This is a genomic window from Rhodovulum visakhapatnamense (assembly GCF_004365965.1).
In the GTDB taxonomy this organism is placed as follows: domain Bacteria; phylum Pseudomonadota; class Alphaproteobacteria; order Rhodobacterales; family Rhodobacteraceae; genus Rhodovulum; species Rhodovulum visakhapatnamense.
The window spans coordinates 1-14,032 of record NZ_SOEB01000005.1 but is presented as its reverse complement, the minus strand read 5'-3'; the positions used below and the strand labels follow the sequence as shown (position 1 = coordinate 14,032).

General features: G+C 68.2%; 23 protein-coding genes and 1 tRNA gene. 15 read left to right on the top strand and 9 right to left on the bottom strand.

Annotation, left to right across the window (positions count from 1 at the left end):
* The first annotated feature begins 234 nt into the window (after positions 1 to 234).
* The 4 genes from EV657_RS05855 (at position 235) to EV657_RS05840 (ending at position 3,995) form a co-directional block, all read left to right on the top strand.
* A complete protein-coding gene (locus EV657_RS05855) occupies positions 235 to 966 on the top strand; it encodes a TVP38/TMEM64 family protein (RefSeq protein ID WP_134077396.1) in 732 nt (243 codons plus the stop codon).
* Between the two features lie 4 nt (positions 967 to 970).
* Positions 971 to 2,383, top strand: a complete 1,413-nt coding sequence (locus EV657_RS05850) for a dihydrolipoyl dehydrogenase family protein (protein ID WP_113669674.1) — start codon at positions 971 to 973, stop codon at positions 2,381 to 2,383.
* Positions 2,384 to 2,410: 27 nt separating this feature from the next.
* The gene (locus tag EV657_RS05845; protein ID WP_075784708.1) at positions 2,411 to 3,826 is read left to right on the top strand and encodes a sensor histidine kinase; all 1,416 of its coding nucleotides are present in this window, start codon (positions 2,411 to 2,413) and stop codon (positions 3,824 to 3,826) included.
* A gap of 92 nt (positions 3,827 to 3,918) precedes the next feature.
* Positions 3,919 to 3,995, top strand: a tRNA-Arg gene (locus tag EV657_RS05840).
* A 27-nt stretch (positions 3,996 to 4,022) separates the two neighbouring features.
* Here the strand turns inward: EV657_RS05840 and EV657_RS05835 are convergent.
* The 9 genes from EV657_RS05835 to EV657_RS05800 form a co-directional block, all read right to left on the bottom strand.
* Positions 4,023 to 5,093, bottom strand: coding sequence for a tyrosine-type recombinase/integrase (locus EV657_RS05835; RefSeq protein WP_243837496.1), 1,071 nt, complete (start codon positions 5,091 to 5,093; stop codon positions 4,023 to 4,025).
* On the bottom strand, positions 5,090 to 5,323 hold the full coding sequence (locus EV657_RS05830; RefSeq protein ID WP_134077395.1) for a MerR family transcriptional regulator: 234 nt from the start codon (positions 5,321 to 5,323) through the stop codon (positions 5,090 to 5,092). Before EV657_RS05830 ends, EV657_RS05835 begins: the two co-directional genes overlap by 4 nt.
* A complete protein-coding gene (locus EV657_RS05825; protein WP_134077394.1) occupies positions 5,307 to 5,528 on the bottom strand; it encodes a hypothetical protein in 222 nt (73 codons plus the stop codon). The genes EV657_RS05830 and EV657_RS05825 overlap by 17 nt, the downstream gene beginning before the upstream one ends.
* Positions 5,528 to 6,244 (bottom strand): hypothetical protein, encoded by a 717-nt coding sequence (locus EV657_RS05820; RefSeq protein ID WP_134077393.1) that lies wholly within the window; start codon positions 6,242 to 6,244, stop codon positions 5,528 to 5,530. The genes EV657_RS05825 and EV657_RS05820 overlap by 1 nt, the downstream gene beginning before the upstream one ends.
* A 5-nt stretch (positions 6,245 to 6,249) precedes the next feature.
* On the bottom strand, positions 6,250 to 6,561 hold the full coding sequence (locus EV657_RS05815) for a hypothetical protein (RefSeq protein WP_134077392.1): 312 nt from the start codon (positions 6,559 to 6,561) through the stop codon (positions 6,250 to 6,252).
* 18 nt (positions 6,562 to 6,579) lie between these two features.
* Positions 6,580 to 6,834: a hypothetical protein gene (locus EV657_RS05810; protein ID WP_134077391.1), complete on the bottom strand. Its 255-nt coding sequence runs from the start codon at positions 6,832 to 6,834 to the stop codon at positions 6,580 to 6,582.
* Entirely contained in the window at positions 6,834 to 6,986 is a 153-nt protein-coding gene (locus EV657_RS21485; RefSeq protein WP_166673653.1) for a hypothetical protein, read from the bottom strand. The genes EV657_RS05810 and EV657_RS21485 overlap by 1 nt, the downstream gene beginning before the upstream one ends.
* A 56-nt stretch (positions 6,987 to 7,042) precedes the next feature.
* Positions 7,043 to 7,330, bottom strand: coding sequence for a hypothetical protein (locus tag EV657_RS05805; protein ID WP_134077390.1), 288 nt, complete (start codon positions 7,328 to 7,330; stop codon positions 7,043 to 7,045).
* A gap of 169 nt (positions 7,331 to 7,499) precedes the next feature.
* Positions 7,500 to 7,919 (bottom strand): helix-turn-helix domain-containing protein, encoded by a 420-nt coding sequence (locus EV657_RS05800; RefSeq protein ID WP_134077389.1) that lies wholly within the window; start codon positions 7,917 to 7,919, stop codon positions 7,500 to 7,502.
* Positions 7,920 to 8,201: 282 nt separating this feature from the next.
* Between EV657_RS05800 and EV657_RS05795 the strand changes: the two genes are divergently transcribed.
* The 11 genes from EV657_RS05795 to EV657_RS05750 form a co-directional block, all read left to right on the top strand.
* Positions 8,202 to 8,483, top strand: coding sequence for a hypothetical protein (locus tag EV657_RS05795; protein WP_113670333.1), 282 nt, complete (start codon positions 8,202 to 8,204; stop codon positions 8,481 to 8,483).
* Positions 8,480 to 8,620, top strand: coding sequence for a hypothetical protein (locus EV657_RS21480; protein ID WP_165828173.1), 141 nt, complete (start codon positions 8,480 to 8,482; stop codon positions 8,618 to 8,620). Before EV657_RS05795 ends, EV657_RS21480 begins: the two co-directional genes overlap by 4 nt.
* A 47-nt stretch (positions 8,621 to 8,667) precedes the next feature.
* Positions 8,668 to 8,940 (top strand): DUF2312 domain-containing protein, encoded by a 273-nt coding sequence (locus tag EV657_RS05790; RefSeq protein WP_134077473.1) that lies wholly within the window; start codon positions 8,668 to 8,670, stop codon positions 8,938 to 8,940.
* Positions 8,940 to 9,482: a hypothetical protein gene (locus tag EV657_RS05785; protein ID WP_134077388.1), complete on the top strand. Its 543-nt coding sequence runs from the start codon at positions 8,940 to 8,942 to the stop codon at positions 9,480 to 9,482. Before EV657_RS05790 ends, EV657_RS05785 begins: the two co-directional genes overlap by 1 nt.
* 36 nt (positions 9,483 to 9,518) lie before the next feature.
* Positions 9,519 to 10,136, top strand: a complete 618-nt coding sequence (locus EV657_RS05780; protein WP_134077387.1) for a hypothetical protein — start codon at positions 9,519 to 9,521, stop codon at positions 10,134 to 10,136.
* A gap of 256 nt (positions 10,137 to 10,392) precedes the next feature.
* Complete coding sequence (locus EV657_RS05775) at positions 10,393 to 10,965, top strand: hypothetical protein (RefSeq protein WP_134077386.1); 573 nt, start codon at positions 10,393 to 10,395, stop codon at positions 10,963 to 10,965.
* Positions 10,962 to 11,615, top strand: a complete 654-nt coding sequence (locus tag EV657_RS05770) for an LIM domain-containing protein (protein ID WP_134077385.1) — start codon at positions 10,962 to 10,964, stop codon at positions 11,613 to 11,615. Before EV657_RS05775 ends, EV657_RS05770 begins: the two co-directional genes overlap by 4 nt.
* Positions 11,612 to 12,271 (top strand): hypothetical protein, encoded by a 660-nt coding sequence (locus EV657_RS05765; protein ID WP_134077384.1) that lies wholly within the window; start codon positions 11,612 to 11,614, stop codon positions 12,269 to 12,271. Before EV657_RS05770 ends, EV657_RS05765 begins: the two co-directional genes overlap by 4 nt.
* A 428-nt stretch (positions 12,272 to 12,699) precedes the next feature.
* Positions 12,700 to 13,113 carry a hypothetical protein gene (locus EV657_RS05760; RefSeq protein ID WP_166673652.1) on the top strand — a complete coding sequence of 138 codons (414 nt, stop codon included), beginning with the start codon at positions 12,700 to 12,702 and terminating at the stop codon, positions 13,111 to 13,113.
* Positions 13,114 to 13,168: 55 nt separating this feature from the next.
* Complete coding sequence (locus EV657_RS05755; RefSeq protein WP_134077382.1) at positions 13,169 to 13,552, top strand: HNH endonuclease signature motif containing protein; 384 nt, start codon at positions 13,169 to 13,171, stop codon at positions 13,550 to 13,552.
* 131 nt (positions 13,553 to 13,683) lie between these two features.
* Positions 13,684 to 14,032, top strand: a 349-nt coding sequence (locus EV657_RS05750; RefSeq protein WP_134077381.1) for a P27 family phage terminase small subunit, incomplete at its 3' end; no start/stop codon positions are given.

Sequence of the window (14,032 nt, the reverse complement as noted above, 5' to 3'; positions counted from 1 at the left end):
CATGGTGTTCGAAGCCCGTCCTTTAGGGGCTTGGCGCGGGCAAGTCAATTCGTCCCGCGCGGGAAATGTTGCAATCGGCTGCGTCCGCACCGCGCAAGCGGTTCCGAAGGGGCCGGAGTCCGGTCACCAACGATCAATGCGGCGTGAACGGCCTGTGCAGGGCGGCAGGGGCCGTGCATCTTGTCCAAGAACGCATCCCACCCTTCATTCGCCGCCAGAGCGGCCCAGAGGATCATGACAGAGACGACCGAGATGCCCCAGACCCGGCTGGCCCGAGGCCGCCACCTGCCGCTGATCGCGATTGCCGCAGTGGCGGCGGTCGGCGCGCTGACCCTGCGCGACCAGCTCGATTTCGAGGCGCTGGCGGCCCATCGCGAGGCGCTGATCGCGCTGCGAGACGCGAATTACGCCGGGGCGGCGCTTGGCTTCATGCTGGCCTATGTCGCCATCGTGGCCTTCTCGCTGCCCGGGGCGACGGTGGCGACACTGGCGGGCGGCTTCCTGTTCGGGGTGTTTCCGGGCGTGCTCTTCAACGTGACCGCCGCGACGCTTGGCGCGGTGCTGATCTTCCTTGCGGCACGCTGGGGGCTGGGCGACAGGCTCGCGGCCCGGCTCGACGCCAGCGAGGGCCGCGTCGCCTCGCTCCGCGAGGGGCTGCGCGAGAATGAGCTGTCGGTCCTGTTCCTGATCCGGCTGGTGCCTGCGGTGCCCTTCTTCGTGGCGAACCTGCTGCCCGCGCTGGTGGGGGTCTCGGCCGGGCGCTTTGCCTTCACCACCTTCTTCGGGATCATGCCCGGGGCGCTGGTCTATACCTGGGTCGGCGCCGGGTTGGGCGAGGTCTTCGCCCGGGGCGAGCGGCCCGATCTGGGGATCGTCTTCGAACCGCAGGTGCTGGGGCCGCTTCTGGGCCTCGCGGCGCTGGCCGCGCTGCCCATCGTGCTCCGGGCCCTGCGGCGGAGGCGCTAGGCCCATGGCACCGACGAAGACCGATCTTTGCATCATCGGGGCGGGGTCCGCCGGGCTGTCGCTGGCTGCGGGCGCGGTGCAGATGGGCGCCCGCGTGGTGCTGATCGAAGGCCACAAGATGGGTGGCGACTGCCTGAACTATGGCTGCGTGCCGTCCAAGGCCCTGATCGCTGCGGCGGCCCAGGCCCAGGCGATGCGGGCGGGCGGCTGCGGCATCGCCGGGGCCGCGCCCCGGATCGACCATGCCGCGGTGATGGCCCACGTTCGTTCCGCAATTGACGCAATCGCGCCCCATGACAGCGTCGAGCGGTTCGAGGGGCTCGGGGTGCGCGTGATCCGCGGCTGGGCCCGGTTCCGGTCCCCGCGCGAGCTCGAGGCGGGCGGCGAGACGATCCGCGCCCGCCGCTTCGTCATCGCCACCGGCTCGCGCCCCTCGATCCCGCCGATCCTGGGGCTCGATGAGGTGCCTTTCCTGACCAACGAGACCCTGTTCGATCTCACGGAACGCCCGGAGCGGCTGTTGATTCTGGGCGGCGGGCCGATCGGCATCGAGATGGCCCAGGCCCATGCCCGGCTTGGCGTGCCGGTGACGGTGATCGAGGGACGCCGGGCGCTTGGCCGGGAAGATCCCGAGGCCGTGGCGCTGGTTCTGGACCGGCTCCGCGCCGAGGGCGCCGAGATCCTCGAAGGCACCGAACTGCGGCGCGTCACGGGGCAGGCTGGGGCGATCTCGGCGCAAACCGACGCAGGCCCCATCGAGGGCAGCCATCTGCTGGTCGCGGCGGGTCGCCGTCCGGCGCTCGACAGGCTGAACCTGCGCGCGGCCGGGGTCGAGACCGATGCCCATGGGGTTAGGGTCGATTCCGGCCTGCGCAGCACCAACCGCCGGATCTATGCCATCGGCGATGCCGCCGGGCAGGGTCAGTTCACCCATCTGGCGGGCTATCATGCGGGCGTCGTGATCCGGCCGATCCTGTTCGGGCTGCCCGCCCGGGCCCGGACCGACCACATCCCGCGCGTCACCTATTGCGACCCCGAACTGGCGCAGATCGGCCCGACCGAGGCCGAGGCCCGCGCCGCCCATGGCGCCGCGATCGATGTGGTGCGGGCCGATTACGCCGGGAATGACCGCGCCGTGGCCAGCGGCCGCAGGCAGGGATTCGTCAAGGTCGTGGTCCATCGCGGCCGTCCTCTGGGGGCGACTCTGGTCGGCGCCGAGGCCGGCGAACTGGTCGCTCCCTGGGCTCTTGCCATCGCCAGCGGTCAGCGGATGACCGCCATCGCCGGCATGGTTGCGCCCTATCCGACACTGGGCGAGCTTAACAAGCGGGCGGCGGGTGCCTATTTTTCCCCAAAACTGTTCGAGAATCCCTGGGTCAAGCGGGGGGTGAGGGCGATTCAGCGCCTGCTGCCCTGACGCCCTGCCGGGGCGAGGGCGAGGCACATGTTTCTCAATTCCCTGTCGGGACGCTTCCTGCTTTTGACGATTGTCTTCGTCATGCTGGCCGAGGTCCTGATTTTCGTGCCGTCGGTCGCCCGGTTTCGCGTCGATTTCCTTTTGGCGCGGCTGGAACGGTCGCAGATTGCCTCGCTCGCGCTTCTGGCCAGCGACGGCATGATCGGCGACGAGCTTGAACGCGAACTGTTGCAGAATGCGGGCGTCTACAACATCGTGCTGCGCCGCGACCAGGCGCGCGAACTGGTCCTGTCCTCGCCGATTCCCGAACCGGTCTACCGCAGCTTCGATCTGCGCGAGGCGGGCGTGTTCGATCTTATCCCCGATGCGCTGATCCGGCTGGTCGACCCCAAGACCCGGGTGATCCGGGTGATCGGGCAGCCGGTCCAGCGCGCGGGCCTGCTGATCGAGGTCACGATGAGCACCGCCGAGCTGCGCAAGGCGATGATCGACTACGGTCTCAGGATCCTGGTCCTGTCGGCGGTGATCTCGGTGCTGTCGGCGCTGCTGCTGTTCCTGGCGGCGCGGCGGTTGCTGGTGGTGCCGATCCGGCGCGTGGTGCGGGCGATGCTGGTCTATGCCGAGGCCCCCGAGGACAACCGGCGGATCATCGTCCCCTCGGCCCGGGTGCGCGAGCTGAACGAGGCCGAGACCGCGCTGCGGGCCTTGCAGGAAGAGCTGACCGGCGCGCTGCGCCAGAAGGATCGGCTGGCGCAGCTGGGCGCGGCCGTCGCCAAGATCAGCCACGATCTGCGCAACATCCTGACCACGGCCCAGCTTTTCGCCGACCGGATGGAGCTTAGCGACGATCCGGCGGTCAAGCGCGCTGCCCCCAAGATCGTCGGCGCGATCAGCCGCGCGGTGCATCTGTGCGAGGCGACGCTGGCCTTCGGCCGGGCGCAGGAGCCGCCGCCGCGGCTCGAACGGCTGGCGCTGGCGCCCATCGTCAACGAGGTCGTCGACGGCGAGCGGCTGGCGGCGGGCGACTATGACATCAGCTTTTCCGAGGACGTGCCGGCCGGTCTGACGCTGCGCGCCGATGTCGAGCAGCTGCTGCGGGTGCTGACCAATCTGGTCCGCAACGCCCGCCAGGCCATCGTGGCCTCCGGCAAGCCCGGAGAGATCGGCATCCGCGCCGAAGAGACCGAGGAAGACTGGATCATCAAGGTCACCGATACCGGCCCGGGCCTGCCGCCCAAGGCGCGCGAGCATCTGTTCCAGCCCTTCCACGGCGGCACCCGCAAGGACGGCACCGGCCTAGGCCTTGCGATCGCGATGGAACTGGTTCGCGGCCATGGCGGCGCGCTGGAGCTTCGCCGCAGCGACGCCTCCGGCACCGCCTTCGAGATCCGTCTGCCGAAGGCCGCGGCGGCCTTGCCGGGCGAGGGCGATCTGCCCGGCTGAAGCCCTGAAGGCCGCCCGCGAAAAAAACTGCGCTCTTCCGGTCGGTTTGGCCCTTGCACCCCTCTCCGAACGGCGTTACATGAGCCTCCCACGCGCTGGTAGCTCAGTTGGATAGAGTACTTGACTACGAATCAAGGGGTCGGGGGTTCGAATCCTCCCCAGCGCGCCAATTCAAACTTATCCAACTGAAATTGCTTCACTTTTCCCCGCGTTTTTCACTTTGCGCGGAAGTGTTTGCAACGTTCTGTTCCTGTTCTATTCCCACGACCGCTGCCCGACGCTGAGTCGCCCGCGTGTAATGCTCGACTTCCTTGAGCGATACATGCCCGGTCCAGGCCGCGATCTGGTGGGTCGTCGCGCCCGCCTCGGCCAGGGCCACGGCCCGCGCCTTTCGCAGCCCGTGGGCGCTTTTCTCGATTCCGGCCATGCGGGCCGATTCCCGGATCAGCGTTCCCAGCGCCTTTGAGGAGCGCGTCTGGCCATGCGCGGTCGCCAGATAGGTCATGTGGCCGCCAGAGGCCGCCTCGATGGCTCTGTGCATCTTCTCCCGATCCTCGGCCAGCTTCGCGGCCCATGCGGGCAGGGGGCAGGTCCAGGGGATGTAGGCCGGATCGCGCGTCTTGGACTGACGAAAGGTCAGGACGCCGCCGCGATCCACCATGCCCGGTCCGAGGTGCACGGCATCGGAAAGCCGGGCCCCCGTCCAGTGCATCAACTCGAATGCCAGGCGCGGCACCGTGCCGACCGGCCAGCGTTCGCGGTACGCATCGACTTCATCCGGCGTCCATGGCGGGTGACCGGTGGTCTTGCGCCTCTTTGGCGCGCGGACACCGACGGTGGGATCGAGATCGAGCAGCGCCGCGGCCATGCCATGGCCAGCAAGGAATCGCCACGCTTTCAGCCTGTCGACCGGGCTTGCCGCTTCGATCACGTTCTTCTGGACGTGTTTGGGGCGCAGCCCTTTGGCTGGCGCGTCGCCAGCCGTTTTGGTGATGGTGTCGAAGTGCCGATGCAGGGTGGCCCGGTAGACATCGCTCAGGGCCTTGAAGGCATCGGAGCGCATCGCGGCTTCGGCCAGCGCGCCGACCGTTCCGGCGGGTCTCCCTTTCTGCTTCGGTGCGGCCCGTCTGGCCTCGGCGTATGCTGTCAGGAAGTCCGGGTGGTCGTGCGGCAGGTTGGGCAGCGGCACCAGCGGCTGCCCCTTGGTGCGGTAATAGGTGTAGACCTTGCCTCTGCGCCGGACCACGAAGATGCCGGTCAAGCTCACGACGCCACGCCGAAGGCTCGGTCGCACGCCCCTTCCTCCCTGTCCGATTCCTCGCCCCGCTCCAGGTTGTCCGCAAAGGCATCGAGGTCGAAGCGATCATAGAGGCGTTTGCCACGAAGCGGCAGGGTTTGAATGCCCAACTTGCGCAAGGTGCTTTCCGAGACCCCAAGATAGTGCGCCGCCTGCGGGGCTGGCATCAGGCGGGGCGCGAAATCACGCGTGATCGCCATCGGTCCCACCCTCCCTGCTGATCGCGCCAATCCCTCCGCATCGCGGGCAGGTCGGACAGGGCGGTACCTCGGCCGTCCGGCCTTCCAGCTTATCGACGCGGGCCTGCAACTCGGCGAGTTCGGCGGTCAGGCCCGCCAGCTCGTCGCAATTGTGCCGGGCGAGGCTCTCGATTTCCTCGATCCGGTCGGGGGTGGTTTGCGGCATCACGCGGCCTCCTGTCTTGCGTCGCCGCCCCATTGGCTGGCCGCAGCGGCGGCGAGGCCCTCGAAGGTGCGGCTGCGGCTCTTCCAGCGGTCGGGGCCGGGCGAGGCCCGGTGGACCGCGCTCCAGCGCTTGTGCGCCTCGGTGCCGGGCGCGGGCGGGGTCAGGCGGTCGTCGGTGGCGCTCAGGGGCGAGAGGCCGCGCAGATAGAGCCCTGTGGCCTTGAAGAAGGGCTCGCCGAACCACCAGGGCTGGACGATCTGCGGTTTCGGCAGATCGCGGGGCAGGCGGGCGCGGCCATGCGGGTGCATCACCGGGTTCTCGACCGCGACGCGCGGGATCGGCGCCCGCCAGCAGGCCGAGAAGAGCGCCGCCCCCTCGTCGAGCAGCCGCCACATGATGGCGCGGCGGGCCTCTTCGGGCAGGTCGGGCCAGGCGGCGCGCTCGTCCGGACGCGCCTCGGCCGGGGCGTTGGTCGGCGGCACATGCAGCCAGCGCACGCCCGAATTGCAGAGCCGGGTGCAGGGAGGATGCATCACCGCGAGCAGATCCCAGCCCAGATCCAGCACGTCGCGGATATCGCAGATCATGTGGCGGTTGGTGGCGTCCTCTGCGGGCAGCAGATCGCAGGACCAGACATCGTGCCCACGCGCGGCGAAGGCCCGGCGCATCACGCCCGAGGTCTCGCAGCCGATCAGGATGCGGAGGGGGGCCGACATTCGGCTCAAACCAGGCTGAAGCGCGCTCGCCGCGCGGGCTCGGGTTCGGGCTGGGGCTCGGGCGGGCGCGGGCGGATCGTGACGAACAGAACCTCGCCCATGTTGATCGCCCCCATGGGGAGGAAGAACCAGCTCAACGGGCCGGTTGCGCGGTCTTGCGTCTTCAGCTCTTCCAGCGCGCCGAAGACGGCCGATTTCGCCGCGATCCATTCGACGATATCGCCTCCCTTGATCGAGAATTTCAGGATCCAGTCCGGTTCGGGGGCCCGGCCCGCCGGGTCTCGCGGCTGGTCGGTGGCGGTGATGTCGTCGGACATGAGGTGTTCCTTGCGGTTTCAGGCGAAGGGGCAGCGGCGGGCGGCCGCGTCCATCCAGGTGCGGGCGGCGTCGGCCTCGTCCCGACCGAGGGCGGCGAGGCCGAAGAGCTGGATCTCGTATCCTGCCCGTGCGGGATCGTCGGGCGCGGGCTGGGCGATGCCCCGGCGGCGCAGCGCGCCGCGGATCGCGGCCAGTTGCACCTCGGGGGCGGCGGACCGCCATTCGGCGACGAAATCGGCCAGTTCCGGGGCGATGGCGAGGATCGTGCCCATCAGAGACTTCCGTGGGCGATTTCGGCCAGCGTGAGGCCGCCCCAGGCCGAGCCGACGAAGAGCGCGCCGATCAGGGCGCCCAGCAGCGCGTCGCGCCAGGTGCCGAAGCCGTAGGTTGCGGGAAGGTCGGGGATTTTGGGCATGCGGGGCATGGGGTCCTCCGGGTCTGGGCATGGGATGAGGGCCGACGCGCGGCCCGCACCGATGCTCAGAGACCGGCGTTCTCGCTATCGTCGCCCTCGGTCTCGCCCGGATCGGCGGGCTCGGGATCGGCGGCCTCGACCTCCTTCGGGTCGGTGCCGGTGGGGGCGCGGTAATAGATGCAGCCCGGGGCGTGGGTGCGCTGAAAGGCGTTGGTGCCCGCGATGGCGGCGAAGCAGTCCGCGCCATCGGCCGAGGGCTGCCGGATCGCCGACAGATCCTCGGTGGCATTGACGGCGGCGAGCGCAGGCGCGGCCAGCAGGGCCAGGGCGGCGGTGGTCAGGATGGTCTTCATGGGTCTCCCCTTTCCGATTGTGGTGAGGGGGAGTATGGGTGTGAAAAATCACATCGGCAACGGAAACAGTGTGAAATTTCACGCTTGTCAGGCGTTCACAAATGTTCCAGCATCCCTAGGATGTCGGGTTGCGAGAGTGAATTTTCACACCTTCAGGAGGTGGCGGCGCTTATTGCTTTGCGCCGGGCGCGACGGGAAACGAGCGAATCGCGGTTTCTAGCTGCGCTTGAGCATCTTCGTCGTATTCAGAGAGAAGAGATGTCAGACTCTCACGAAGCTGCGGGCGACGCCCCAAGCCCATCATCTCCCCGGGATCCCGTCCCAAAGCGGCGCTGAGAGCAAAGACGGTTGAGAGCTTCGGGCTAACGACGCGACATTCCTTTATGTCGGTTACGGCGCGGCGGTTGAGGCCAGCCCTTCGCGACAGTTCGGCTTCGGTCATCCCGGACTCCCGCAAGGCGGTCAGCAGGTTGCTGCGAAAGGTCTCATTCTCGTCCATGGTGAGAAGTTTACCGCGCGACAAATTGGAGCGCGAATGTGAAATTTCCCGTTGATACGTGTGAAAAATCACACTAGCGTGCTTTGCCATGAGTACCGCCGATCAACTTAGATCCGAGATTGAGGCCACCGCTGAATTGCTCGGAATCGCGCCGAGCACAGTGGGAGAGCGGGCAGGGCAAGGCGGGCGCTTCTACCGCCGTCTTTGTGAGGGAAGGCGCGTTTGGCCAGAGACGGCGAATGCAGTTCGGGTTCGTCTCTCGGAAATGCGGAACGGGCTCGCTTCTTCAGAGGACACCCCATGCTGACAGTCTCCGCCCCATCGATTTCGCCCCCGAGTCATTTTGCACGAAGCCACCATAGGGATGTCGCTATGCAAAAGTCCTTCCAGAATTTGCGCGACCCGCAGGAGCGGGAGCGGAAGTGGTTCGCCTCGCTTCTGTGGCGGTCTTTCCCCGAAGCAACGAGCGAGGCCGAGCTGGCCGACCTGGTGGCCGAGGCGCTGAACACGGCGCAGCGGCCGGTGAACCCGCGCACGGTGCGGAACTGGCTGCGGTCCGAGAACGCGCCGGGGCTGCATTACGTCCTGGCGGTGCTGGCGCTGGCGGGCGCCGAGACCGTCTTCGAACTCTTCGACCCGGAGCAAACGGCATGACACTGGCAATTCGGATCTACTGGCGCGTCGCCGGACGCTTCAATCAGGTGCGCGCGGGCAGAGCCCGCGCCGCGGCCCGGGTTTTCGAGGCGCGGGCGGAAAAGTTTTTGGCGCGGTTCAAGGGGGGGCGGGCGTGACCGGCCCGATCCCGCTCGACAGCTTCACCGCCGGGCTGCGGCCCCCGATGAAGGAGACCGCCGAGGATGAGGCGGTGCGCGAAAAAACCTACCGGGTCGCGGCCGACGAGCTGCGGGGCTTCATCGAACGCTTCGAGGCGCTGGCCGAAGAGAAGGCCCAGATCGGCGATCAGCAGAAAGAGGTGATGGCCGCCGCCAAGGCGCGTGGCTACGACACCAAGGCCCTGCGCCGGATCATCGCGCTGCGCAAGCGGCACGCGGACGACATCGCCGAGGAAGAGGCGGTCCTGCAGCTCTATCGCGAGGCCCTGGGGATGTGATGGCCACGCGGATTTACACCGACCTCACGATCCGCGGCACGACCTATCCCGATGCGGCCACCGCCGCCCGCGCGCTGGGGGTGACGCCCGAGGCGGTGCGCTCGGCTGCGCGCAAGGGGCGGCTCGACCGGGTCGGCGCGGGCCGCAAGGGGGCCGAGCCGATGCCGGTCAGGATCCGGGGCGAGGTCTTCACGGATGCCCATGCCGCCGCCGCCCGCTTCGGGGTGACGCCGCAGGCGGTCTGGAAGGCGCTCGCCGATGGCGATCCCGACCGGATCGGCCGGCCGCAGCGCCGCCCCGGCCGCGACCCGCATCCCGTCGAGATCGGGGGCCTGCGCTTTGCCTCGCAGCGCAAGGCAAGCCGGGCGCTGGGGTTCTCTGACGACTATCTCTCCCATGCCCTGACCCGGGGCGGCCGCGCCGCCCGCGAACGCATTCTGGCCGCCGCAATGGCGCTCAGCGCCCGGCAGGCCAGCCCCCGCACATCGTCACCGACCGGGTCCGCAGGCCCGGACCAGATGGAGGAGCTTCACCATGGATAGCCCAGATCCCCTGCGCCCGGACGGGGCGCCCGCGTGATGGCCGCGCGTCGCCATCTGGCCCCGGTCGAGACCGGCGGGCTGCCGGATTACCCGATTTCCAGCGAGGACCGGCTCGATTCCCATTTCTTCGTGCAATGGAACCTCAAGCGCTGGCGCAAGAGCAAGTTCCGCCAGCTGGCCGAGCCCGAGGTCGGCTGGTACGGCTTCCTGCTGATCTGCGAGGCCCATGACGAGACCCCGGTGGGCACGCTGCCGACCGACGAACGCCTGCTGGCCAAGGCGCTGGGGATCACGGTCGACCGCTGGCACCAGATCTGCGAGCGCGAGATGACGCCGCTGCATGGCTGGTCGCGGGTGCGCTGCGACAATGGCGAGATCCGGCTGGCGCATCCGGTGGTGACCGAGGTCGCGGTCGAGGCGCTGGCCAGCAGCCGCCGCAACCGCGCCGAGGCCGAACAGCGCCGCCGCAACAAGCGGCTGAAGGATCTGCGCGAGATGATCGAGAAACGGATCGGGGCCGGGCAGCTTCTGCGCGGGCCGCAATTCCTCGACCGTTTCGACGACTGGCTGGCCGAGCGCTACCCCGAAACCCAGCGCCGCGAAGGCTTCATCCGCCAGGCGCTGGACGAGTTCACCGCGGAGATGGCCCGATGAGCCGGTCAGGTTCGATCTGTGACATTCTGTTACCGTCACAGAATATTCCGGAACAATCACGGAAAATCACGGAACCGGACGGAAAAGTCACGGAATTTTCCGTGTTTCCGCCGGGCGATCCCCTTTTTTTGCGCCGTTTCCGTCACCGCTGAAAGGAGAGGAAACGAGAAGAAACGAGAAGAGAAAACTGGTCGCGCCGCCCCGGACGGGGGCGCGGAGGGCCAGGCGGGGCGAGGCTGAGAAGAGGAAAGCGGCGATGGACGCGAAGGAACAGGCCGAGGGCGAAAAGCGGGTGCGGGATCTGCTGATCGGGCCGCTGCTGCGGCGCGGGCTGGTGAAGCCGGGCGCGATGACGAAGGCGCAGTTCGAGGAGATGCTGGCCGATCTCGCGAAGCGGCTGGCCTACATGAGCGCGCCGAACCTCGCCGCGCTCGAGGAGATGGCGGCGGCCGCCCCCGGCGGCAAGGACCGTGACCGCTTCCCCATCGCCAATGCGATCCTGAAGGCGGCGACGCAGATCCAGCCGCCCGCCGACGATGCCTCGCCGCTGATCCGGGCGGTCTTTGCCCATGCGGTCGGGCGGCAGGCGCTGGCCGAGGGCTGGGCGCCGGAACTGCTGGACGATCTGCGCCACAACCGCCGCTGGCCGGGCAGCTATGCGCTGGGGCAGATCCGCCAGGCGGCGGGTGAGGCGCTGCGCCGCCACGCGCATCTGGCGGGCGCCGATCCGGCCCGCCTCGATCCGGCCGAGGCGGCCTGGCTGCGCGACCGCGAGGCGCGCCTCGCCCGCTGCCGCCGGATCGCCGATCTCGCGGGGGCTGCGACATGAGCGTCCGGGCGATCCAGGGCAAGGGCGTGAACCGCGCGCGCGTGATCTGCGACGGCTGCGGCCGCGAGGAGGTGGTGACCTGCAATTACCTGCGGCGGCCGGGCCAGGCCTGGGCGCCGGACGAGGGGCAGACGAGGCGGAAAATGATCGGGCGGGGCTGGGCCGAGGTGAAAGGCAAGCTGCACTGCCCGGGCTGCGAGGCGAAACGAAAGGCGACAGGCATGACGAAGACGACGACGAAACCGGCCCCGGCGCCGAAACCCGACGAGGCGCTGCGGCACCCGACCCGGGCGCAGAAGCGCGAGATCATGGATCTGCTGGAAGAGGTCTATGACACCGCAGCGGAACGCTACCGGCAGGGGGACACCGACGCGACGGTGGCCGAGGTGCTGGGGGTGATGCCGGGCTGGGTGGCCGAGATCCGGGATGCGTTCTTCGGGCCCGATGGCGGCAACGAGGACATCGCGGCGGCGCTCGGCCGGATGGAGGCGCTGGAACGCGACATGCGGGCGGTGGCCGACGAGGCGGCGCGGCAGCGGGCGGCGGCCGAGAAGAAGCTGGCCGAGCTGTCGGTCCTGAAGGTCGAGCTCGACCGGATCCGGGTGGCGGTGGGGCCGCGGGCTCTGCGCAAGGCCGGGGTCGCGGCATGACGGCGGTGGCCCGGGTGAGGGTGCCGCCCGCGCCCCGGACCCGGCGCGCGATGCCGGTGCGGGCGGCGCTGGAATGGGCCTTCGGCACCGAATGCGCCCGGCTCGACCATGACGAGATCGAGGCGGTCGGCGGCACCGGCTGGCGGTCCTATGGCATGGAATATGTCGCCCTCGAACGCGCCCAGCTGGGCACCCGGGTCGACACGAGCCGCGGCCGGTCGAGCCCGCATGACGATGCCGAGCTGATCGCGACGGTGGTCCGGAACGTGCTGCCCTGGTACGCCGCGACGCTGGTTGCCGACCTCGCCCGGGCGGGCCGCACCCCCGACTGGATGCCCGACGCCCGTCCGCATTGCGTTCCGGTCAAGTGGCGGCCGAGCCCGGCAGGGCCGCGCGCCGCGCAGGACTTCGGCGACACTTGGCGATACCGGGCCGGGCGCGGTCGGAACGGCAACAAGCTGGTCGAGTTGCGCGCGCCGTGCTGCCCGGTGACCTACTATCCTACCGCCGGTCAGATCGCATCGGCTCGGCGCGCCTGGCTCGACTGGTACGGCTACCTTCTGGAGGTCCGGTGTGCGCTCGAAGCTGCCGGACTGCGCAGTCTCCGCCTGACCGACGACATGCCGCCGATGACCCCGTGGAAAAATTCTTCTTGACTATTTAGGCATCCATGATTGACAAACGGTCAGCACCCAAGCTGCGCCCGTAGCGGATCCCCGCTGCGGGCGTTTTGTTTTGCGGTTGATCTTCGACATCTGGACGTAGACCAACCGGTGTGGTCACGATGCGGCCATGTCAGTAGAAAAATTGTCTGAGTCGCAGAAAGAAGAGTTCGGGAACTGGTTGCATTCTCGAACGCAGTTGATCGGCAAGTGCGCGATCTGCGGCGAGCGGAAGTGGGTTGTCCTGGACAACCTTCTGGAAGTGAAGCCGTTCCCTGATGAGAGTATGTGGGGAACGGGTCCAGTCTACACGTATGTCGGGCTGATGTGCTCGAACTGCGGAAACACCCATTTCTTGAACGCTGTGTTGTCCGGCGTACTCAAAGACAAGAATGGTAGCTCGCCTCAATCGGGGGGAGCAGGTGTCGACTGACCATTCCGAAACTCTAGAGGAGATGAGGCGCCGGGCGCTCGTTATTTCTCCGCAGAATAGCGCATTGCTTATCAACCGTCATATGGTCCGTGAGCAAAAGGTGGTCGGAGTGACAAAAGTTGATTTGGAAACCATTCGCGTATTCGATGGGATGTCGTCGTTCTGGGCCTCATTCGGAGTGTTCCTTCTGTCTGGTGCGGGCTGGGTTCTCGTTCAACAGGTTCTTGAGGCCGAAGCTCTGATCATCACTCCTCTAACGGCTGTTTGCCTGACTTGCGTCGCGTTCGGTGCGTTGTCACTGGGAGCGGGCGTGTATTTCCGCTCTAAGAAACGCGGGCGGATTGATCAGATATTCGATGAGGCCGAGCGGGCAGAAAAAGAAGCGGCCTCCAAAAAGCAATAGGTGTCGCGCTTTGGGCTCGGCCCATCTGCCGACAAACTTCCGGGAGGCCTCCCCCATGACGATCCGCAAGCTCTGCGCGGCCTCGGGCTGCGACGACCTCGCTGTGCCTGGCGCCGCGCTTTGCGAAGAGCACGAGGCCGAACGGATTGAGCGGAACCGCGCGCGGCGGGCGAAGGTGAAGACGGCCGAAGAGATCCGGCGCCGCGCGAAGCTCTATGCGAGCCCCGCCTGGAAGACCGCGCGGGCGGCCTTCCTTGAGGTCCATCCGCTCTGCGCCGATTGCGCGGGGCTGGGACTGGTGACCCCGGCGACCGAGGTCGATCACATCGCCCGCCACGAGGGCGACCGCGCCCGGTTCTGGGATCGCTCGAACTGGCAGGCGCTCTGCAAGAGCTGCCACAGCCGCAAGACCGCCCGCGAGGTGCTGGGGCGCAACTGACACCGGGGGGTGTCCAAAAATCCGGGGCCCCCCTCGGGAACCGCGCATGGGAGCTTTCCTGTTGCGCGGGCCGAATTGGCAAAAAAAGCCCACGAACATAAGCCCCCGAGACAAAAACAGAGGGAGGTCCGATGCGCGGTCAGAAGCCGAAGCTCGACAATGTCGTGCCGATGAAGGCCGACCAGACGGCGCCCGTGCCCGAGGCGCCCGGCTGGATGAGCGCCGAGGGGCGCGACGCCTGGGACCGGCTCGCGCCGGTGCTGGCGGCCAGGCGGCGGCTCGATCCGGCCTATGAGGATCCGTTTGCGATCTATTGCGAGGCGGTGGCCGATGTCATCCGCTTCACCGGCGATATCGCGGCCTTCGGCAGCTGGTACGAGGTCGCGACCCGGAACGGGCGGCAGCAGAAGAAGCGCGCGGTCTGGGGCCAGCGCCAGGACGCCATTGCCACCATGAACCAGCTCGCCGCGCGGTTCGGCA